We start from the raw sequence: 20,842 nt of genomic DNA, 5'->3' as shown, positions 1-20,842 counted from the left end.
TTGCATAAGGAGACATGATGAAGTTATTCAAGAAGAAAGATAAAAATATAGAGGCTGAAGAGACTTTAGCAAAGAACGCTGAGAGCACAAAAACAGCCGCAGAAGGCAAAACGGTCGCAGATGGAAAAGCAGCCGCAGATGGCAAAAATGCCGGTGCAGCACAGGAAACAAAAGAGGATGTCCCTGAGACAATAGTTTGTCCAAAGTGTGGCAAGACTGTGCTCAAATCAGTTGTAAAACAGCACAAATACGTCTGCTATGAGTGTAATTATTATTTCCGTGTGCGTGCTAAAAACAGAATCAGAATGGTTTCCGACAAGGAAGCATTTGAGCCATGGTTTACAGAGCTTACAACAGGAAATCCTCTCAATTTCCCGGAGTATGAGGAGAAAATTGCAAAGACTCAGGAGAAAACAGGACTTTCTGAGGGCATTGTCATCGGTAAGACAAAGATTTACGGTGAGGATACAGTGCTTGGTGTAATTGATTCAAGATTTATGATGGGAAGCATGGGCCATGTGGTTGGTGAGAAAATCACAAGCGCATTTGAGCGTGCCACAGAGGAAAGACTTCCGGTTATATTATTCTGCTGTTCAGGCGGTGCCAGAATGCAGGAGGGTATCATTTCACTGATGCAGATGGCTAAGACCTCAGCCGCAGCAAAGCGTCATTCAGAGGCAGGACTTTTATATGTGCCGGTACTCACAGATCCTACAACAGGTGGTGTGACAGCCAGCTTTGCAATGCTTGGAGACATCATTCTTGCAGAGCCAAAGGCACTTATCGGCTTTGCAGGTCCTCGTGTTATCGAGCAGACCATCGGACAGAAGCTGCCTGAGGGCTTCCAGAGGGCAGAGTTTCAGCTTGAGCACGGCTTTGTGGATATGATAGTTGAGCGTGAGGATTTAAAGAAGACTCTTTACAAGATTTTACGTGCTCACAGACCTACCACTGGCTATGCCAATTTTGACCCGCTTCACTCAGACGACAATTACGAGCCGACAGAGCTTATGAAGGAGCGCGAGGCAAAGGCCAAGCCATTTAAGGTATGGGATAAGGTCAGCGCCGCAAGACAGATTAAGAGACTTGCATCGGTTGACTATATGGACTATATTTTTGATGAGTTTATGGAGCTGCACGGAGACAGATATTTCCGCGATGACCCGGCTATCGTAGGTGGAATCGCATATTTAGACGGCCAGCCGGTCACAGTTATCGGTGTTCACAAGGGAAAAGACCTTGAGGACTGCGCAAAGAGAAACTATGGTATGCCATCACCTGAGGGCTACCGCAAGGCACTGCGCCTCATGAAGCAGGCAGAGAAATTCAACCGTCCGATCATAACCTTTGTCAATACATCAGGAGCTTATCCTGGAATGGAAGCAGAGGAAAACGGACAGGGTGAGGCAATCGCAAGAAACCTTTATGAGATGAGCGGCATCAAGGTGCCAATCCTTTGTCTCATGATAGGAGAAGGCGGAAGCGGCGGAGCTTTAGCTCTTTCTGTAGGAAATGAAGTGTGGATGATGGAAAATGCCACATACTCAATCCTCTCGCCTGAGGGCTTTGCATCTATCCTCTGGAAGGACGGAAAGCGTGCAAAGGAAGCCGCAGAGGTAATGAAGATTACAGCACACGACTTAAAGGAGCTTGATGTCGTGGATGATATAATACCTGAGTTTGGCGGAGCCGACGAGGATGCTCTTTCATCAATCGGAAACTACATGAAGGGCAACATGAAGAAATTCTTGGAAAAAGAAAGCAAATTGACAAAGGACCAGCTCTTGGAGGAAAGATACAAGCGTTTCCGCAAGTTCTAGTCCCGGAAAGGAAATTCTATGAAGATAGTTGGAACAGGAAGCTGCCTGCCACAGAGAGTGGTCTCAAACGATGACCTGGCAGCCATAATGGATACATCTGACGAGTGGATCAGCTCGCGTACAGGAATAAGAAACAGACACATTGCAACTACTGAGACAACCACCTCACTTGCCTGTGATGCAGTAAAAAGTGCGCTGCAGGATGCGGGAATTGTCGGAAGTGAGATAGACCTGATAATAGCGGCAAGCGTATCCACAGACAAAATCGTTCCATCGCTCGCATGTCAGATTCAGGCTGATATAGGTGCTGGCAGTGCAGTGGCATTTGACATAAATGCCGCATGCTCAGGCTTTTTATTCGGGCTTGCCACAGCAGATGCGTATTTTAAGACCGGCAGGTTTCACAAGGCAGTTGTAGTGGGAGCAGAGGTTCTTTCAAAAATAATGGACTGGAATGACAGAAGCACATGTGTACTCTTCGGAGACGGAGCGGGAGCAGCGGTTGTGACAGACGAGGGCGATGCCTTCAAGGGCTTTGTACAGGGTTCTGACGGAAAAGGCGGTGAGGCGCTTGACGGAGACAACCGTCCTGTAGTCAATCCGTTTACCGACAATGGAAAGCAGTCTGCACTCGGTGGATATGTCACCATGGACGGTCCTGCTGTATACAAGTTTGCGGTAAAGACAGTGCCAAAGGCTATAAATGAGCTGCTTGATGAAATCGGCTGGAGCGCAGATGATGTGGATGTCTATGTGCTGCATCAGGCCAATATCCGTATTATTGAGTCGGTTGCCAAGAGGCTTAAGCAGCCTATGGACAAATTTCCGACCAATTTACAGCAGTGTGGAAATATTTCTGCGGCAAGTGTGCCGATTTTGCTTGATAAAGTCCGCAAAGATGGTATGATAAAGCATGAGAAAAAAATAATTTTATCAGGCTTTGGAGCAGGACTTACATGGGGAGCCTGCGCCATAGAGTGGCAATAGAAAGAGGTATTTATGACGGCAGATGAAACTTTAAATGAATTATTGGTGTGTCTGTTCAAGGATTTGACAGAGATAGAGGGCAGATGTCTGATAACAGACGAATTTTCTGATATTTCTATCAACGATATGCATATAATAGAGGCAATAGGAGTCGATGAGCCGAAGCGCTCCGGCACTGTAGCCAAGCTTATGTCTATCACTCTGGGCACACTGACAAAGGCAATAGATGGTCTCACCCGCAAGGGATACGTGAACCGTATCCGCAGTGAGGAGGATAAGCGTGTGGTAAAGCTCTCACTCACCGACAAGGGAAAGAGTGCATACTATCATCATGAGCAGTTTCACCGTCATATGATAGAGCATATAAAGGACGGTCTTTCGGATGACGAAATGAAAGTTCTTATAACTTCACTTGCAAAACTCTCGGATTATTTCAAGGTGGTATATTCCGATGATGAGGAGAATCAGTACCAAAACTGGGATAATATAAATGAAGATAATAAATAAAATGAATTTTTTTTATATAAAACCTTCAAAAATTACTTGATAATAGCAATAGATTTATATAAAATAAACTTGTTGATGTGAAAAATAATTTTGTAAAGGAGATATAAAAATGAGCTATGTTGATGAAGTACTCGCAGTAGTACAGAAGAAAAACGCTGATCAGCCTGAATTCTTACAGGCAGTAACAGAGGTACTTGATTCTTTAAGACCTGTAATCGAGGCAAATGAGGAGCTTTACAGAAAGAACGCTATCCTCGAGAGAATCACAGAGCCGGATCGTCAGATCATGTTCAGAGTACCATGGGTAGATGACAATGGTCAGGTACAGGTAAACAGAGGTTTCCGTGTACAGTTCAATAACGCAATCGGACCTTACAAGGGAGGTCTCAGACTTCACCCTTCAGTAAACCTTGGAATCATCAAATTCTTAGGATTTGAGCAGATCTTCAAGAACTCTCTTACAACACTTCCAATCGGTGGTGGTAAAGGTGGTTCTGATTTTGATCCTAAGGGCAAATCAGACAGAGAGATTATGGCATTCTGCCAGAGCTTCATGACAGAGCTTTCTAAATATATCGGAGCAGATATTGATGTTCCTGCCGGAGATATCGGAACAGGCGCAAGAGAGATCGGCTTCATGTTCGGTCAGTACAAGAGAATCCGCGGATCATTCGAGGGAGTTCTCACAGGTAAGGGACTTACATATGGTGGATCACTTGCCCGTACACAGGCTACAGGATATGGTCTGTTATACCTTACAAACGCATTATGGAAGGACAACGGACTTGACTTAAACGGAAAGACAGCAGCAGTTTCAGGTTCAGGAAACGTTGCTATCTACGCTATCGAGAAGGCACAGCAGCTTGGTGTCAAGGTTGTTACATGTTCTGATTCTACAGGCTGGATTTATGATCCGGAAGGAATCGATGTTGCACTCCTTAAAGAGGTTAAAGAGGTTAAGCGTGCACGTCTTACAGAGTACGCTGCAGCTAAGTCAAGCGCTGAGTACCATGCAAAAGAGAATGGTGAGCACGGCGTATGGCAGTACAAGGTAGACCTTGCTCTTCCATGTGCTACACAGAACGAGTTAGATCTTGACGATGCAAAGATGCTCGTAGCAAACGGTGTTACATCTGTTACAGAGGGTGCTAACATGCCTACAACTCTTGAGGCTACAAAATACCTTCAGGAGAACGGAGTACTCTTCGTAGGTGGTAAAGCTGCCAATGCAGGTGGTGTTGCTACATCAGCACTTGAGATGAGCCAGAACTCTGAGAGACTTTCATGGACATTCGAAGAGGTTGACGGAAAGCTCAAGGGCATCATGGAGACAATCTACGCTAACATCAGCGACGCTGCTAAGAGATACGATGCAACAGTTGGTGGAAAGACTGACTATGTTGCAGGTGCAAATATCGCAGGCTTTGAGAAAGTAGTTGACGCTATGCTTGCACAGGGTGTTTGCTAATTGTGAATTCTTAAAATAATAAAGATAAATAAGCTGTAAAATTCTTCGTTGAATTTTACAGCTTATTTTTGTATAATATATATGTAAATAAAGAAATTATACCTAAGAAAGGATTTGATTTTATGTCGAATATATTACCTGTATCAGATTTAAGAAATTATAATGAAGTACTGAAAAATTGCCAGGTTGGAGAACCCGTGTTTTTGACCAAAAATGGAAGAGGCAGGTTTGTGGTTATGGATATTGAGGACTATGAGCGTGAAAAGGCGGAGAAAAAGCTGTTGATGAAGCTACAGGAAGCAGAAGAAGCAGTTAAGGATGAAAGTGCCTGGATGAGCATGGATGAACTTAAGAAATCTGTAGGGGTATAGCTTATGATGAAATTACGGATTAACCCTATTGTGGCAGAGGACTTAAAGAAAATTAAAGAGTTTATTGCCGAAGACAATGAAGAAATGGCAGTAAAAACAATTCAGGAAATATATGCCAGATTTGAGACTATACAGCAATTTCCGGATATGGGAGCTGATCTTGCTAAGAGGGTCAGCTTCCGGACGGATTATAAGTATGTGATTTGTGGGAATTATGTTGTGCTGTATAAGATTGGGAAAGAATATGTGGAGATTTACCGAGTGGTAAATCGATATCAGGATATTACGAAGATATTTCTTTCAAATTGGTGTTGATTGAAATCGTCCGACAATCACTCTATACACGTGATATACAACCGACCTCAAAACCCCTCCCACAGACTTCTATCTGTGGGAGGGGTTTGTAATAATATTTCAAAGAGAAAACTAATTTATTTTTTATTAGCAAATGCTTTAATACCGCCTGCTACAAAAAGTATAGAGGCGATAATAACGCCGGACACAAGCACAATAGCGTAAACATTGGCATTCACGCAGATATTGGAAGTCCAGTCAGAAAAATTCACGGACTTTATAGTGATTTGTCTGGTGCCAAAAATTAAAAATTCGCATATGTCATCGGCAAAAGCTGTCCAAACCGAAGCTATCAAAACTATAATTGCGGATTTTATAAATCCGTTTGCGTTTAAATATCGTGCATCAAAGAATATGAGCCAGGCCGCAAGTACAAAGACAAATGCTATAATACAGCCGGCCTTCATTCCGGCAACATCGTTTGTATGACCACACACCTCAATGATTGTGAGGAAAAGCCATAAGGTATCCCACAGCATAGTGATAAGAGCTTTTTTGTCTGATAAAACAGGTGGAAGTTCAATTCCTCTGATGACAAACGGAAAAAGAACAATTGATAATCCAAATATAGTTGGAACAGACCAAAGCATAAATTCATTTGAACTATACATTCTGTCGACAAAAAAGAATATCAAAAGCAGAGCAAAAACACCGCAGATTATGCATTTGGTAAGTTTTTTCTGCTGTGCCATAAGTGGAACAACTGTCATTGCAGCCACAAGAAGCATAGATGCTGTTACCACTGCAAAGGTATCTAAACCACCGCCATTTGACAGACACACTATGAATGTGATGAGTATTGGGATAAGCAGTAGTCCGGCTATTATGACTCCGATCTTGTAGGCAGCAGATTTTTCCTTTTTCTCATGCTGCTTTAATACACTGTCAGCCTCTTTTTTTATCATTGAATCAATAGAATCGTTTTTTAGCTCGTTGTATGTATTTTGACATTTTTCACAAGCCTTAAGGTGTTTTTCAACAAGCCTTTTGCTTGAGGGACTGCATACATCGTCATAGTATAGTGGGAGTAAATCCTGAACTATATTGCAGGTTTCATCGGTTGATTGTGTAATTGGATTATTCATTTCTATTCATCCTTTCTTTGATTTTCAGTCTGGCTCTATGGTAAGTTACCCGTGCCCAGTTCTCTGTTTTTCCAAATATCATGCCTATTTGGGAGAATGGCAATTCACCAAATATTCTAAGCTGAAAGACCTCCTTGTAGGGCTCATCAAGCTCGTGCAGTATAAGATGAATCTGAAGAGCTGTATCTTTATTTTCTAGGCTTTTTACCATATTATCGGGTTGTTCGAGCTGCTCTTCGTCAAGCTCTGTAAATTTTGTGTTTTTTCGGCATTCGTCCATTGCCAGATTTCTTGCTATGCTGCAAAGCCAGGTAAGCTCACTTGATTTGCCTGCATATGCCTTTTTTGCGGTCATGGCCTTATAAAAAGTATTCTGGGTAATTTCCTCAGCCTGATGTCGATTTTTTACAATTGTCATTACATATGAGTATACTTGCAAGTAATAGGAATTGTACAATTTCTCATAATCCAGAACTGTCACCTCCTTTGTTCATAGGTTAGACGTAGAAAGGATTGTTTTGTTACAAAAAATTTTAAGATTTTTAGATTATATCATAAAAGGTAGTTATAAGGCAGCTGGAAATAAGCATTTATATCATATTTACAGCTATTACAAGCTATTATAAGAAAGACTATGAGGGAATAAAAGCTATATGAAAAGCGATGGAAGATATGATAACAGATTATGTTACAGAAGAAAAATTCAACTATTAGGATGCTAAAAGATGGAGTGTTGTCGGAAAAGCAAATTTCCGTCTACTCAGGGTTGCCAATGGAAGTCATTAGAAAGATTGCTGATGAAGAGGGAATGTTAGTAAAATAATGAGTGCTGCCGTATCAAATTGATACGGCAGTTATTTTTTTACGAATTTGTTCGTTTTTGAGTTGATAACTCTCTTAAAGCGGCAATCAAAACATCAAGCTCATTATCGCTACAAGTGTTGATAAGAAGTTGCAATTCATTTTTGCGTCGGCTGTGTTCTTTTGAACCATCAGTAATAAATAATGCATCCAATGAAAAATGAAGAGTTTCAGCTAGCGCAAAAAGAACTTCAATTGATGGCTTTCGGTGCTCGCTTTCAATGTGCTTTAAATGAGTTGGGGTAATTTGAACAAGTTCGGCAAGCTGTTCCTGTGTGAGTTTGTTATCTATTCTAGCCTGACGAATTGTGTCTCCAAGTAAACCAGGTTGCATAAATCTCTCTTAGCTCCTTTTTGATTAGCATATAAGTATTAAAAGTAATTGAAAATTAGCTCATAGAGATTTATAATATATCTATAAGAGAACTAAGGAGGTAAGAATAATGTCATCGTATATTGTAAAATGTCCACATTGTGGAGCAACGAGAAGTGTAACTCAGAATAGTTTAGTAAATTGTCAATGTTGTGGAGCGTCATTATATATAGACAACAACGGAAAAATTAAGAGGTCAAAACCTAAAAAATAAAATTACAAAAGAATAGGATGGTGACAATATGTCAATGGTATTTGTGTTTTTATACATAATTTTAGGATATTGGGCTACTGGAAAAACAATATATGCAAATTCAATATTAATAGGAAATGTTGGTGATATTTTTGTGAAACGATGTGTAATAGGAGCAATACTAGGTTGGATATTGATTCCTGTGGCATTGATAAAAACTTTTTCGGAAAGATAAAAGGGGAAAATTAATATGCAAAATCAAAGTATGGTATCGGTTAGGTTGAATAGTGTTGGACCTAATAGAGTGCAAAGAACTTACGCTAAATGATACATTGGTGCATCCATATTTTATCTATATTCGGAGTGAATATGATAATAAAAATAAGAGATAAGTATTATCATATTTAGAATTTATGAAAATATGGATAAAAAGTTATAAAAATTAAATTACGATAGGAGAAAATTAAATGTTATGTCCTAAATGTGGCAAAAAAATTGAAGATGGTGTAAGATTTTGCGTTTACTGTGGATACAAAATTAATGAAGAGAATTCTGCTAAGAGAATAAATATGAATTTTTATGAAATTTTAGAGATTACGCAAGATGCTTCACCAGAAGTTATAAAAGCGGCTTATAAAGCGCTTGTAAAAAAATTACATCCAGATAATGGAAACGAAAAAGATCCTATGGGGAGAACTATAGAAGAGGTAAATTCTGCGTATGATACGTTATCTAATTCGAAAAAAAGAAAGATATATGATGAAAAATTAAAACATAATGAAAACAAATATGATGAAGAACCAAAATCAAATTATGAATCATACACTGAAAGAGAAGAGCAAACGCAAAATAATTATGAAGACTCAGAGGAATCCCCGGAAAATCTGTTAGCAGTAAGTTTTGCAGCATTTATAGCATTTATAGCATTTCAATATTTCGAGTTTAGTACATGGGTATTAGTAATTACAGGTTTAATTATAGCAACTTCTTTAGGTAGCTTTATAGGAAAGACGTTGACTAAAAAAATGAAAAATATAGTTAAAATTCCAAATTTAATTACGTATTTTCAAAAAGAAGCAGATAGTATAGAAGGGTGTTTTGAATTATTATTAGCTGAGATATTATTTGGATATTTAAAAATAGATAATTGGATCACAAAGGGCTTTTTGTTAGTTTTGATAGTAATGATTGTATCCTTACTATATTCTATTATAAAGGCTTTAACTGAAGATGATGTAGAGATATAAAGTATATTGTGGAAGAACTATATGTAAAACATGACATGAAATTTGAAAAAATGAGTTATAAGGCACGTGCATATAGTATTGGGCATTGAAATGTATAAAGCTTATGAGTAAATAACTTAGATGATAGATATATGTCAAACAATTCAATTATATTTCTTCAGTTGCAAATTTAATAAGTAAAGAAAGAAGGTTTGTTATATGAAATGTGAAAAATGTGGAACAGATTTTAAAGAAGGTATTTTTTGTCCTAATTGTGGAACAAAATATAATAACAACATAGATTATATGAAAAATAATGAGAATAATAATTCTAGTAACCGGAAAGAAAAATTATATCAAAGAACGTGGTTTATATGGTTAATGTTGATATTTATTTTTCCAATAGGATTGTATCTAATGTGGAAATATAAAAAAAGGTGGAAAACATTTGTTAAAATCATCATAACAGTGATAGTGCTTTTCTTTGCTTGGTGTATGTTATTACCTACAGAAAATGAGGATAAGAGTAACAGTAATCAAAGCAATGAGACAGAATCTAAGGAAAAAGAATTAGAAACAAAATTAAGTGATACTGTTACAGAAGATTACCTGCCTGGAACATATGTAGCCGATAATGGACAAATCTTTGGAATTGATGTAGCGGATACAGATATTTTTAATCTCAATGCAAAATTGGCAGATGCATTTGGTGGTTGTACTTTTTCTGACTGTTCAGTAATTTTTCCAGATAGTACGTGGCTTGAAGAGTATGGAATCATTGATGTAGCAGACAAAACCATATCAATATCGGAGAATTTAGTATACAAATATAAAATAAAAAAAGATAAGTTAACACTTACAACACCGAATAATGAAAAAATAGTTTTAAAGAAAGTATCTGATGAATATAACCCAAATGAACTATATGATACAAGTGATGTTGGAGTAGATGATATAATAGGAAATTACTATTGTGGAGATAGTTCAAACTCATTTATTCAGGTTAATAAAAAGGATGATAAAACAGTTAATGTATATTACATAGATTTAAGGGCATTAGAACCGAGCTATAGAGTTGTGGCATGGGCAGAAGATGTTCCTGTTAGTGAATTTTATAAAAATAAATATGTTGCATTGATGGGAAATAGCTATGGAAATGTTTATGCATGCCAATTTTCAGATCGTTTTAAGCTTGGTATAGTAGGGGATTATAATGCCTATTTAAAAAATGAAGTTGACACAGATATTGACGAACTCTTGGATTACTCGAAGAAAATATATACAGATGTGCCTTATAAGTATTCTGAATTTGCTGATAAAATAGTTGTATTAACAAGCGATGATGGTAAAGAAGACATAGTGTTTAATAAATCTTGGTATAATAAATATTCAAGTTTTACAGGAGATGCTGAAATAGATGTTAAAAGCGATAGTGATGGTAAGTGTGACGTTTATATTAACAATATAAAAAATTGTTCATTTAAAGACTCAGATTGTGAGTATATTGTTGGAACTTCGACTTGTATTAAATATAACTGTGATAATGGGACAAGTTTGTATTATTATCCCAATCTGAATGAAGATAATCCATACAGTGTTCCAAGACCCGCAATATCTATTAATAATCAACAGTATACATACAATTCTGGGGAATCGAGTAGTGCAGACGAAGAAAATAGTTTTGATGTTCAAATCTTTAGACGACAAACAGGCCCCCTTTGCACTTTAGAGATTAGTAAAAGCGATTATCAGGGGGCTAATATTTCATTGTATATTGGTAAAAATGACAGTCAATCATATAGAAGACTAGAAAATATCCATGTTAATTGGATAGGGAACAACAATGATGTAGGAAATTATTTTAATACAGAGACTTATTATGGATTAGACCTGCGTCAGGAATCGTACGGATATTCTATTACAGAGTTTGGCGATGAAAATAACGAATTGTCATTTGCAGGAACATATGTATCTGTAGATAGTAGTGACGATTTGAAAACTTCGGATGAAATATTCCCAAATGATGCAGTAAATCTTCTTGATGAAGCTACAGTTGCAGACTATGCAGGACAAAATGATTTTTATGAATTAGCTATAAATGAAATATATGCTCGACATGGCAGAAAATTTAATGATAAAAAGTTACAAAATTATTTTGAGGCTTGTTCATGGTATAATGGTATAATAGAACCAGATGAATTTGATGAATCTGTATTGAGCTCTGTAGAAAAGCAAAATTTACAACTTTTAGCGGGATATAGAGAAGAATAGAATATATATAAAGAACGAAAGCGCTTACAGAGAGAAATCTTTGTAAGCTCTTTATATTATTTGAGGTGAGAAAATGGAAAGAGTATTTTGATATGTTAGAGTAAGCTCTACAGATCAATATCTCAACAACAAAGGATATCTTTTAAAAAGCCTATGAATATAAAAAATAATCTTGACATCCAAACCGCAAAGGTTTACTATGGTTAGCGTAAGCTAATTAAATAATTATTCTTCAGGGCAGGGTGCAATTCCCTACCGGTGGTATAGCCCACGAGCCGCAAGGCACGATTCGGTGAGATTCCGAGGCCGACAGTAAAGTCTGGATGAAAGAAGATGTGAATATGATATATGCAGAGTATAGATAGCTGGGTTTTAGATTCAGTTTCAGATATAGATACAGCACATATCATAGTTATAACAGATATCTACTCTGGAGTGTTTTGATACATTCCAGATTTTTTTATCTCAAAATACCTTTTGACACTCATATCATGAAATGCAGCTAGTGCATATTTTTTTGAGATTATGGTATTTGAAATCATGATATTTGAAATTACTAGGCCCTGAACATTAATAGTTTGGGGCTTTTTTAGTGGGCATATAAAGAATATGCAGAAAGGAACTCAAATGACTGATGAACAATATATGAGAAGGGCGATTGAGCTTGCAAAACGCGGCATGGGGTATACCTCGCCAAACCCGATGGTCGGAGCTGTGATAGTAAAGGACGGCAGAATAATCGGAGAGGGCTGGCATGAGAGATATGGAGAGCTGCACGCGGAAAGAAATGCGTTAAAGCATTGCAAGGAATCGCCACAGGGAGCGGAAATGTATGTGACTCTTGAGCCCTGCTGTCATCATGGCAAGCAGCCGCCATGTGTGGAGGCAGTGATAGAAGCCGGTATAAAAAGAGTATATGTGGGCTCGGATGACCCGAATCCGCTTGTCGCCGGGGGCGGTATCAGAATCCTTAAAGAGCATGGGATAGAGGTTGTCACGCAGGTGCTTAAAGACGAGTGCGACAGGCTGAACGATGTATTCTTTTACTTTATACAGACCAGACGTCCATATGTTGCTATGAAATATGCCATGACGATGGACGGAAAGATAGCCACATATTCAGGGCTTTCAAAGTGGATAACAGGAGAAAAAGCGAGGGAACATGTGCAAAACCTGCGCCACAGATATAAAGCCATAATGGCAGGAATAGGAACAGTGCTTGCAGACAATCCACTGCTTACATGCAGAATCGAGGGCGGAGTAAATCCAATCCGCATAATATGCGATACGCACCTTAAGCTTCCACTGGAATCGCAGATAGTAAATACTGCAAAGGAAGTGCCGACGATTGTTGCAGTCAGTGAGCGATATCGTGAAACCGCACAGTCAGAAGCCTTACCTGATACTGAAAAAGATAGTATAGAAGAAAACTATGATTATCAAAAAAACAGAAAAATAACACGGCTTGAAGAAAACGGAATAGAAATTCTGTATGTAGCTGAAAAAAACGGTCATATTGATTTAAATGACCTCATGCAAAAGCTCGGCGAAAGAAGCATAGACAGCATTTTGCTTGAGGGAGGCGGAATACTCAACTGGTCAGCCCTTAAGAGCGGGATTGTGAATAAGGTATACGCTTACATTGCACCAAAGCTTTTCGGCGGAGCGGATGCAAAAACACCGATAGAGGGCATGGGAACCGACTCACCGGCACATGCCGTGATGCTTGGAAACAGTAAGATGACAAAGCTTGGTGATGATTTCCTTATCGAGTGTGATGTTGTGTAATTGATGTAATTGCTACTGTTTTGCCTTGGTGAGACCGGAAACAATTGTAAACAATTTACCATGTAAATTATGCAAATGAGTGTGAGGAAAATATAGAAAAAGAAAGGCGATACACAATGTTCACAGGAATAGTTGAAGAAGTTGGAACAATAGATACAATTTCACGTGGAGCAAACTCAGCAGTACTTACAATCAGAGCTGAAAAAGTGCTAGCTGGAACAAAGGTCGGAGACAGCATAGCGGTAAACGGTATCTGCCTCACGGTCACAAGACTCATGCCACATGCGTTTACAGCGGATGTCATGCACGAGACACTAAACCGTTCATCGCTTGCAAACGCGATGAGAGGAGCACATGTCAATTTGGAGCGTGCGATGGCAGCAGATGGCAGATTCGGCGGGCACATCGTGTCGGGACATGTTGACGGAACAGGCAGGATTGTGGAGGTCAAAAAGGATGACAATGCCATCTGGTATACAATACAGGCCACACCACAGCTCATGCGCTATATAGTCGAGAAGGGCTCCGTCACAATCGATGGAATAAGCCTCACAGTCGCAAAGGTGGCAGAGGATAATTTCTCGATATCAGCGATACCGCACACGGTAAGCCAGACTGTTCTAAAGGACAGAAAAGTGGGAGCTGTCGTAAATCTGGAAACAGATATAATAGGAAAATATGTTGAGAAGCTGTTGTTTAAAGGGCAGTCGGAAGGAATAACAGAAGAAATGACAGGAGCACAGACAATTAAGGAAAATGTACCACATAAATCCGGCGAAAATAAAAAACAACCGGATGGAATAACAAGAGATTTCCTGGCAAAATATGGCTTTTAACATAAAAGCACGGGTATCGTACGGTTTTGCAAATGTGCGTGGGCTGAATGGTTAAAAAATTATGTAATTGAACAGCTTCAAAATCATAAGAGAAAGGATATAAAATATGAAATTCAACACAGTAGAAGAAGCACTTGATGAGCTTCGTGCAGGGAAAATAATACTTGTCACAGATGATGAGGACAGAGAGAATGAGGGCGATTTCATCTGTGCGGCAGAATTTGCCACAACAGAAAACATCAACTTTATGGCGATGCACGGCAAGGGTCTGATATGCATGCCGATGTCGCAGGAATATGTAAAGAAGCTTCGTTTTCCGCAGATGGTGCAGGAAAATACAGACAATCATGAGACAGCATTTACAGTCTCAATAGACCATGTCTCAACAACCACAGGTATTTCCGCAGCAGAGCGCTCAATCACAGCAATGAAATGTGTCTCTGATGACGCAAAGCCTGAGGATTTCAGACGTCCGGGCCACATGTTTCCGCTTCTTGCAAAGAAAAACGGTGTGCTGGAGAGAAACGGACACACAGAGGCCACAGTCGATTTATGCAGGCTCGCAGGACTAAAGGAATGTGGACTGTGCTGTGAGATAATGCGTGAGGACGGTACCATGATGCGCACAACAGAGCTCATGGAGCTTGCAAAAAAATGGGACATCAAATTCATCACAATAGCGGCACTTCAGGAATACAGAAAGATACATGAAAAGCTCGTTGACCGTGTCACAGAGGTAAAGCTGCCGACCAAATACGGCGAATTCAAGGCATATGGCTTTGTCAACAGATTAAACGGAGAGCATCATGTGGCACTTGTAAAGGGCGAAATCGCAGATGGAAGGGATGTGCTCTGCCGAGTACATTCAGAGTGTCTCACAGGAGATGTATTCGGTTCACAGCGCTGCGACTGTGGCCAGCAGCTGGAGGCGGCCATGAGACAGATAGACGAGGAGGGCAGAGGAATACTGCTCTACATGCGTCAGGAGGGCAGAGGCATCGGTCTGATAAATAAGCTGAAGGCCTATGAGCTTCAGGAGCAGGGAATGGACACACTCGAAGCAAATCTGGCACTCGGCTTTGCCGGAGATGAGCGCGAGTACTATATCGGAGCCCAGATATTAAGAGAGCTTGGCGTACACAGTCTGCGCCTTCTCACAAATAACCCTGACAAGGTATACCAGCTCTCAGAGTTTGGCATAGAAATCAGCGAGCGTGTGCCAATACAGATGAGCGCCACAGCGCATGACCTGTTTTATCTGAAAACAAAGCAGAACCGCATGGGACATATACTCTCATACTAGTACAGCGAATAATAAGTAATTGATATATTGACCGGTCTGCGATTCCGATAGCACATGCCAAAAAGCCTTGACGTAGCCCGCTACGCCTGCGTTTTTTGACATGCACTCTCGAAACCGCATCCTCGCTCAATGTATCAACAACTTAATTTTCGCTGTACTAGCAAAAATAAAAAAACAAAAGGAGAACGAAAAATGAACGTAATCGAAGGAAAAATGACACAGGATGGAATTAAGGTAGGAATCGTAGTAGCAAGATTCAATGAATTTATCACATCAAAGCTCTTAGGAGGAGCAAAGGACGGACTCGTAAGACACGACGTGCCGGAGGAAAACATAGACGTAGCATGGGTGCCGGGAGCATTCGAGATACCACTCATTGCAAAGAAGATGGCAAAAAGTGGAAAATACGATGCAGTCATCTGCCTCGGAGCAGTAATCAGAGGCGCAACAAGCCACTATGACTATGTGTGCAACGAGGTATCAAAGGGAATCGCATCAGTATCACTCGAGTCAGAAATCCCGGTAATGTTTGGAGTAGTCGCCACCGAAAACATCGAGCAGGCAATAGAAAGAGCCGGAACAAAAGCCGGAAACAAAGGATATGACTGTGCACTCGGTGCAATCGAAATGATAAATCTTGTCAGACAAATCGGATAATATGATTAAAGGGTCAAAAGGTATCAACGATGCATGCTTGCATGTAATTCGTTGTATACCTTTTGACCCTCATATCATTATATAGAATAATAGCATAATCCCCGAGGGTCAAATATCATCGATATTTGACCCTCGAATATTTATTATATCTAAAATTGTAAAATACTGTCACAACGTAAGTGGCGTAAGCGCCGGGCATCCGGCAGCGCACACGCACTCCCGAGCAGGCGAATAGCGAAGCTGCTTAGAGACTGTAGAATTATGCCCAAGAAAAACAGAAATGCCCGGCCATGGACGGCCGGGCAAGGCGTTATGCGCCACGGACGGCGCATAAAAGCCGGTTTCGTCAAGCATAGAACCACCCCAAGGCATAATTCGTACAGCTCTCTTAGCAGCGTAGCGTAGCAGGTGCGGGAGTGCGTGTGCGCTGCTCGGGTGCCCGGCGCTTACGCCACGCCCTCCCAACAAAAAAGAAGAAAAATTTAATATCTAAAGAATTGCACGAAAAATCTGTATATAGTATAATAATAGTTCAGGAAAACAAAACGGAGGACCATGAATTTTGATAGATATACATTGCCATTTATTATACGGAGTGGACGACGGCTCAAAGTCGCTCGAGGAATCGGTAGAGATGCTCAAGATAGCCAAAAAGCAGGGCGTGAAAGGAATAATACTCACACCGCATCTGCGCCATGGCATGTTTAAGCATCCGCTGGACAAAATCGAGAGACACTATAAAAAGCTATTACCTTATGCCAAAAAGCTTGGAATAGACTTAAAGCTCGGTACAGAGTATCATGTGGCAACAGATATGATAGATGACTTTCAGAAGGGACGCTGCCATACACTGGCGGATACGCAGTATATACTCACAGAGTATTCGCATTCGAGTGAGTGGTCGTTTGTACACAAGATGACCAGAGAGGCGATATTTGCAGGATATATACCGGTAGTAGCCCATGTTGAGAGATATGAATGCCTGAGGGATATCGGACGAATCGAGGACCTGCAGGAGATGGGAGCACTCATACAGATAAATGCGGATTCAGTGCTTGGCATAGATGGCAGGATGTTCAAGAGATACACCAAAAAGCTTCTAAAGGCAGGGCTTGTGGATGTGATAGGCAGTGATAGTCATGGAACAAAGGAGCGTGTCTGCAATCTGAAAAAATGCTATGAGTATGTGGCAAAGAAGTATGGTGAGGATTATGCAGAGGAGATTATGCAGACCACACCGGAGAACATTTTAAACGGAAGATAACCGGTGAACAACGCGGGGATACATAATGGAAAGAGAACAGGATTTTGATAACGAGATAGAAATAGATTTAAAGGATCTGTTTCTGGAGATAATTTCATATTGGAAATGGATTATTCTGGTCACTATAGCAACAGGCGCAGTGGCTTTTGCAGTGAGCAGATTTATGATAACACCGATGTATGAATCCACATCTGAGCTTTATGTACTTTCAAAGAGTACCTCAATCACAAGTCTTGCGGATATACAGACGGGTACCAGCCTGACCAACGACTATATAGTAGTCGTAAAGGGACGACCGGTATTAGATAAGGTCATAGAAAACCTTGGGCTCAACGAGAACTATAAGACCCTTGGCAGTCGTGTAACCATTGACAATCCTTCCAATTCGCGAGTGCTCAATATCACAGTCACAGATCCCAATCCGCAGATGGCGAAGACGATAGCGGATGAGATTGCAAAGGTTGCAGCCTCATATATTGCAGAAAAAATGAAGCAGGACTCACCTACAATTATACAAAGCGGATATGATGATGGTGGTGCAGTAAGTCCTAATATAGGCAAAAACACAGTACTTGGAGCATTCACCGGAGCGTTTATTTCGATAGCAGTTATAGTGGTTACATATCTGTTCAACGATACGATAATTGATACAGAGGATGTGGAGAAAAAGCTTGGCATGAATGTGCTTGGCACACTTCCGCTTGATGAGGCGGAGGATGATGGCGAGCATTACAGAGGCAGAAAAAAACGCAAAGGTAGTCACAGGAAGAACAAGAAAAAGCAGTCAGCTTCAGCAAAATAGAAGCCGGCATCAGGAGATGGGCAGATGGAATTAGTAAAATTTGGCAAGTTAAAAGAACAAAGCTATACGATGAAGGAATCGCTTCGTGCTTTGAAGACAAATATACAGTTTTGCGGTGATGATATACGCACACTTCTTGTGACCAGCTCAGTTCCGAATGAGGGCAAAAGTACAGTAGCGCTTGATCTGGCAAGATCATTGACGGAGTCAGGCAAGAGGGTACTGTTTATAGACAGCGATATGCGAAAATCAGTTCTTGCAGGAAGACTGCGTGCATCTTTGGCAAGTGGCGGTGAGCTGTGCGGTCTGTCACATTATCTGTCAGGTCAGAGAAGGCTGGATGAGGTATTGTATGGCACACAGATACAGGGGCTTTTTATGATATTTGCAGGACCGTCAGTGCCGAACCCGACAGAGATACTTGAAAAAAAATATTTTCAGGAGCTTCTCAATTTTGGAAAAGAGCATTTCAACTACATAATCATAGACTGTGCGCCGATAGGCGCTGCTATTGATGCGGCAGTCGTGGCCAAGTACTGTGATGGGGCTATAATTGTGATAGGTCAGGGCATGGCGAGCGCCAGAATGATACAGAGCGTCAAAAAACAGCTCGAGGCATCCGGAGTCAGGATACTCGGCGCTGTGCTCAACAAGGTCAACAATAAGAAGAGCAGTCATGTCAGCGGTTACTATGGCAATTATTATGGCAGCTATTACGGCAAGTCGGACAAATCATGAAAAGTATAGATGTAGAATTAGTAAAATCAAATATGCTGCCTATGCTTGCGAGTCAGCGGTTTTATGCGTCATGGAAGGCTTTTATAAGGGAGCTTGTGCTCAATGCAATAGATGCGTGTAATGTGCGTCAGGCACTTGAATGGAGCTGGGGCACGGAATTTCTGGAAATGGAGCAGGCAAATCAAATGCGCGAGGTCAGACAGATATATGAACCGCGCATAGATATTACCTATGATAGCACCAACAGGATTCTCACCGTAGAGGACAATGGAATAGGCATAAATGAGTACGACCTGAAGCATTATGTGGCAAAAATCGGGGAAAGCTATTACACGAGCAGGGATTTTGAGAACCAAAAGCTGCAATATGAGCCATTTTCATATTACGGAATCGGTCTTAGCTCCTGCTTTACGGTGTCGAAGGCAATACTTATAGAGTCCAAAAAGGACAGGGTTATAAATACAGCGTGGAATGTAAGCAATCCACAGGATACTGCGCCTGTTATGGCAAAGTGGTTTGGGGAAAGCGGTCAGATAGAGTATGTGATTTCACAGAAAAAGACGCCGGGAACCAGAATCACCATTCCTATAAAGCCGTCGTATGCTCCGTACATCGACATGGCATTTATCGTAAAAACCATAAATCATTATATGCTTACCATTCCAATTCCGATACACGTAAAATACGACGTAGAGGAAAAATGCATTTATAAACCAAAGGTACAGTGGAACTATCCGCTGAATGAGCTGGTCGGAATGAATGTTATAAGGGTTGAAAATAACCTGCTCGAGGGATATGTGGCAATATATCATCCGAAGCACAGAGGATATTTTCAAAAGTCCACGCTATATCAGCAGGGAGTGCTTGTGACAGAGTCCACAGATGTATTGGGGCTGAAACCGGCATGGATAGACAATTTCTCATATCAGCTCAATATCAAAACACGGTTTTTAAATATAAATATATCCAGAGACGGAGCGGCCTTCGATGAAAAGCTCATAGAGCTCCGCCAATATATAGGACAGATTATCATAGATGCCTTTGGGCAGAGTCCACTGACCCTGGGACAGTATTTATCAGATGGACGAAGCAGGCTGGTATGTGAGTATGAGGCAGAAAATGAGCTTATCAGCAGGGCAATCCGCGTACTTGTGTATCTGAAGGAGCGTGAGGTTGAAGTGCCGATAAAGACAGTAATAAACGGCTTTACCGGCAGGAAAATAAAGCTGGCGTTCATGCAGAGGGCACTTTTTGCACACTATAAGGAGAACTACCCTTATGATTATGGTCAGTTTATTGACAAATACGATATCATAGTATTTGAGCAGAATATCAGAGCCTTCTGGCAGTTTATGACACCGTATATCACATCGATGGAGTATGTTATGGGTGACATGCCGGGCATCATATACACGGATGTATCGGCAGACCTAACCGTGGCAAAGACAGCAGCATCGTTTCGAAACGACTACGTGCTAAGACCGGAGTATTATGATCTGGACCCTGTATTTTGTCTGGTGTCAAATGAGCTGACAGACCCTATGGAGCTGGTGATAAATACCCACAACCGCAATGCAATGCTTTTGCAGCGCGCCGAAAAGTACAAAAAGGTAAGGATTGCAAGAGCTGTGATCATAGAAAATATCAAGCAGAGGATACTGGGCAATGCATCCAGATGGAACAGTATCATAGATTTTGGAGGCGAGCTCGTGCACCAATATGAGCTGGAAAAGCCAATGAGCCTGCAGGCACAGTGGTGCCTCGAGAGAGACTTCCCGGATGAAATCAATGCGTATATAGCAAAGACCTTTACAGACAGGGAAATCGCAGATTACGGGCTTACAAGTCTTTATTTTACAAGGAAGGACTTTATAAAGTGGTGGATGGCACCATAGGCTGTACCGCCATGACATATATTATCAAACGCTTATTGAAGCA

20 protein-coding genes and 1 riboswitch are annotated in these 20,842 nt (G+C 40.6%); of the genes, 17 read left to right on the top strand and 3 right to left on the bottom strand.

What is annotated here, in order from left to right:
- The first annotated feature begins 14 nt into the window (after positions 1 to 14).
- The 6 genes from ACTQ1L_RS10800 to ACTQ1L_RS10775 all read left to right on the top strand — a co-directional run bounded on the left by ACTQ1L_RS10800 (position 15) and on the right by ACTQ1L_RS10775 (position 5,468).
- Complete coding sequence (locus ACTQ1L_RS10800) at positions 15 to 1,820, top strand: acetyl-CoA carboxylase carboxyltransferase subunit alpha (protein ID WP_441367102.1); 1,806 nt, start codon at positions 15 to 17, stop codon at positions 1,818 to 1,820.
- An 18-nt stretch (positions 1,821 to 1,838) separates the two neighbouring features.
- A complete protein-coding gene (locus tag ACTQ1L_RS10795; protein ID WP_441367100.1) occupies positions 1,839 to 2,807 on the top strand; it encodes a beta-ketoacyl-ACP synthase III in 969 nt (322 codons plus the stop codon).
- A gap of 12 nt (positions 2,808 to 2,819) precedes the next feature.
- Positions 2,820 to 3,314 carry a MarR family winged helix-turn-helix transcriptional regulator gene (locus ACTQ1L_RS10790; RefSeq protein WP_117714753.1) on the top strand — a complete coding sequence of 165 codons (495 nt, stop codon included), beginning with the start codon at positions 2,820 to 2,822 and terminating at the stop codon, positions 3,312 to 3,314.
- A 109-nt stretch (positions 3,315 to 3,423) separates the two neighbouring features.
- On the top strand, positions 3,424 to 4,782 hold the full coding sequence (gene gdhA / locus ACTQ1L_RS10785) for an NADP-specific glutamate dehydrogenase (protein ID WP_317353428.1): 1,359 nt from the start codon (positions 3,424 to 3,426) through the stop codon (positions 4,780 to 4,782).
- Positions 4,783 to 4,904: 122 nt separating this feature from the next.
- Positions 4,905 to 5,153 (top strand): type II toxin-antitoxin system prevent-host-death family antitoxin, encoded by a 249-nt coding sequence (locus ACTQ1L_RS10780; protein ID WP_441367097.1) that lies wholly within the window; start codon positions 4,905 to 4,907, stop codon positions 5,151 to 5,153.
- A 3-nt stretch (positions 5,154 to 5,156) separates the two neighbouring features.
- Positions 5,157 to 5,468, top strand: a complete 312-nt coding sequence (locus ACTQ1L_RS10775; RefSeq protein ID WP_441367095.1) for a type II toxin-antitoxin system RelE/ParE family toxin — start codon at positions 5,157 to 5,159, stop codon at positions 5,466 to 5,468.
- A 116-nt stretch (positions 5,469 to 5,584) separates the two neighbouring features.
- On the opposite strand, the gene ACTQ1L_RS10770 is transcribed toward ACTQ1L_RS10775, so the two are convergent.
- From ACTQ1L_RS10770 to ACTQ1L_RS10760, 3 genes are all read right to left on the bottom strand, one after another.
- Complete coding sequence (locus ACTQ1L_RS10770) at positions 5,585 to 6,592, bottom strand: zf-HC2 domain-containing protein (RefSeq protein WP_441367093.1); 1,008 nt, start codon at positions 6,590 to 6,592, stop codon at positions 5,585 to 5,587.
- On the bottom strand, positions 6,585 to 7,010 hold the full coding sequence (locus ACTQ1L_RS10765; protein ID WP_441367091.1) for an RNA polymerase sigma factor: 426 nt from the start codon (positions 7,008 to 7,010) through the stop codon (positions 6,585 to 6,587). The genes ACTQ1L_RS10770 and ACTQ1L_RS10765 overlap by 8 nt, the downstream gene beginning before the upstream one ends.
- Positions 7,011 to 7,454: 444 nt before the next feature.
- Positions 7,455 to 7,787: a helix-turn-helix transcriptional regulator gene (locus tag ACTQ1L_RS10760; RefSeq protein ID WP_151198603.1), complete on the bottom strand. Its 333-nt coding sequence runs from the start codon at positions 7,785 to 7,787 to the stop codon at positions 7,455 to 7,457.
- A gap of 281 nt (positions 7,788 to 8,068) precedes the next feature.
- On the opposite strand from ACTQ1L_RS10760, the gene ACTQ1L_RS10755 reads away from it, so the two are divergent.
- The 11 genes from ACTQ1L_RS10755 to ACTQ1L_RS10705 all read left to right on the top strand — a co-directional run bounded on the left by ACTQ1L_RS10755 (position 8,069) and on the right by ACTQ1L_RS10705 (position 20,799).
- Complete coding sequence (locus tag ACTQ1L_RS10755) at positions 8,069 to 8,254, top strand: hypothetical protein (protein WP_441367089.1); 186 nt, start codon at positions 8,069 to 8,071, stop codon at positions 8,252 to 8,254.
- Positions 8,255 to 8,486: 232 nt separating this feature from the next.
- Complete coding sequence (locus ACTQ1L_RS10750) at positions 8,487 to 9,266, top strand: DnaJ domain-containing protein (protein ID WP_441367087.1); 780 nt, start codon at positions 8,487 to 8,489, stop codon at positions 9,264 to 9,266.
- Positions 9,267 to 9,464: 198 nt separating this feature from the next.
- Complete coding sequence (locus tag ACTQ1L_RS10745) at positions 9,465 to 11,516, top strand: YARHG domain-containing protein (RefSeq protein ID WP_441367085.1); 2,052 nt, start codon at positions 9,465 to 9,467, stop codon at positions 11,514 to 11,516.
- A 224-nt stretch (positions 11,517 to 11,740) separates the two neighbouring features.
- Positions 11,741 to 11,855, top strand: a riboswitch (FMN riboswitch).
- 288 nt (positions 11,856 to 12,143) lie between these two features.
- Positions 12,144 to 13,304: a bifunctional diaminohydroxyphosphoribosylaminopyrimidine deaminase/5-amino-6-(5-phosphoribosylamino)uracil reductase RibD gene (gene ribD / locus ACTQ1L_RS10740; protein WP_441367083.1), complete on the top strand. Its 1,161-nt coding sequence runs from the start codon at positions 12,144 to 12,146 to the stop codon at positions 13,302 to 13,304.
- Positions 13,305 to 13,420: 116 nt separating this feature from the next.
- Positions 13,421 to 14,140 carry a riboflavin synthase gene (gene ribE, locus ACTQ1L_RS10735; RefSeq protein WP_321110338.1) on the top strand — a complete coding sequence of 240 codons (720 nt, stop codon included), beginning with the start codon at positions 13,421 to 13,423 and terminating at the stop codon, positions 14,138 to 14,140.
- 106 nt (positions 14,141 to 14,246) lie between these two features.
- On the top strand, positions 14,247 to 15,443 hold the full coding sequence (locus tag ACTQ1L_RS10730; protein ID WP_441367081.1) for a bifunctional 3,4-dihydroxy-2-butanone-4-phosphate synthase/GTP cyclohydrolase II: 1,197 nt from the start codon (positions 14,247 to 14,249) through the stop codon (positions 15,441 to 15,443).
- A gap of 192 nt (positions 15,444 to 15,635) precedes the next feature.
- Positions 15,636 to 16,100: a 6,7-dimethyl-8-ribityllumazine synthase gene (gene ribH / locus ACTQ1L_RS10725; RefSeq protein ID WP_441367080.1), complete on the top strand. Its 465-nt coding sequence runs from the start codon at positions 15,636 to 15,638 to the stop codon at positions 16,098 to 16,100.
- Between the two features lie 562 nt (positions 16,101 to 16,662).
- Positions 16,663 to 17,364: a CpsB/CapC family capsule biosynthesis tyrosine phosphatase gene (locus tag ACTQ1L_RS10720; protein ID WP_321112474.1), complete on the top strand. Its 702-nt coding sequence runs from the start codon at positions 16,663 to 16,665 to the stop codon at positions 17,362 to 17,364.
- A 25-nt stretch (positions 17,365 to 17,389) separates the two neighbouring features.
- Complete coding sequence (locus ACTQ1L_RS10715) at positions 17,390 to 18,166, top strand: YveK family protein (RefSeq protein ID WP_441367078.1); 777 nt, start codon at positions 17,390 to 17,392, stop codon at positions 18,164 to 18,166.
- Positions 18,167 to 18,190: 24 nt separating this feature from the next.
- Positions 18,191 to 18,904, top strand: coding sequence for a CpsD/CapB family tyrosine-protein kinase (locus tag ACTQ1L_RS10710; protein ID WP_321112472.1), 714 nt, complete (start codon positions 18,191 to 18,193; stop codon positions 18,902 to 18,904).
- Positions 18,901 to 20,799, top strand: a complete 1,899-nt coding sequence (locus ACTQ1L_RS10705; RefSeq protein WP_441367076.1) for an ATP-binding protein — start codon at positions 18,901 to 18,903, stop codon at positions 20,797 to 20,799. The genes ACTQ1L_RS10710 and ACTQ1L_RS10705 overlap by 4 nt, the downstream gene beginning before the upstream one ends.
- Positions 20,800 to 20,842: the final 43 nt, after the last annotated feature.

The sequence above is a fragment of the Agathobacter sp. LCP21S3_B2 genome (assembly GCF_052118705.1).
In the GTDB taxonomy this organism is placed as follows: Bacteria; Bacillota; Clostridia; order Lachnospirales; family Lachnospiraceae; genus Roseburia.
This window is presented reverse-complemented; position numbering and strand designations above follow the sequence as displayed.